The organism is Streptomyces sp. N35 (genome assembly GCF_016464295.1).
GTDB lineage: Bacteria > Actinomycetota > Actinomycetes > Streptomycetales > Streptomycetaceae > Streptomyces.
This window is the reverse complement of the sequence record NZ_JAEIMH010000218.1, coordinates 1-664: the sequence shown is the minus strand read 5'-3', so window position 1 is coordinate 664 and position 664 is coordinate 1. Positions and strand designations below refer to the sequence as shown.

The following is a 664-nucleotide window of genomic DNA, read 5'->3' as shown; positions in this document are numbered from 1 at the left end:
CGCTGTTTGGGGTCCGACGACACCCGTGCGTAGATCACGGCGCGGAGCGGGGGCGCAGCGGTCATTTACGATCACCGCCTTCGTAAGCGCGCACCAAGTCGGCCAGCGGGCCGATGAGACGCGGAACGGTGCTCTGCGCACCTCGCTCGTAGCCGTGCTGGTCGAGCACGGTCATGATGTCGATCATCAGGCCCATGGTGAAACGGTCCGGAGCATCCTCGACGGAGCCGTTTTCAGACATGACGTTTTCGCCGCCATTCGGGCGGCCGGTACCATACGGCACGGTTCCTCTTCCCTGTCTTGGAGGGTTGGGGTTCAAGGCCTTGTCCGGTGTTGGTAGCACCGGGCAAGGCCGCAAAGGCGTAGAAGAATCGTGCCTGATGACATTTCGATCCGTCAAACCGAACTCTCGAACAACGCGGTTCAGCCCCTGTCGCACCGGCGGTATCCATGAACGCAGAAGAGACCCCGCCACTGACCACCTTCCCTGTGCCGGGAGGCGCCTGGTCCTCGTCCCCGTGCCCGTCGTGGTGCGTGTCCGACCACGCGGCCGACTTGGAGGGTGCGGGCGGGCGGATGTACCCCGAGGACGTCGTCCACCGCGGCGCCCCCATCTGGCTCGGCCTTGAGGGAATGAAGGTCCTTGAGGCGTATATCCAGGATG

The 664-nt window shown here is 64.3% G+C and carries 1 protein-coding gene and 1 pseudogene; one reads left to right on the top strand and one right to left on the bottom strand.

Annotated elements, in window-relative coordinates; translation table 11 throughout:
- Window positions 1–61: 61 nt before the first annotated feature.
- Window positions 62–283: a hypothetical protein gene (locus JAO81_RS41955; RefSeq protein WP_199553259.1), complete on the bottom strand. Its 222-nt coding sequence runs from the start codon at window positions 281–283 to the stop codon at window positions 62–64.
- A 167-nt stretch (window positions 284–450) separates the two neighbouring features.
- Between JAO81_RS41955 and JAO81_RS43270 the strand changes: the two are divergent.
- Window positions 451–664, top strand: a pseudogene (locus JAO81_RS43270) (hypothetical protein); the annotation flags it as partial.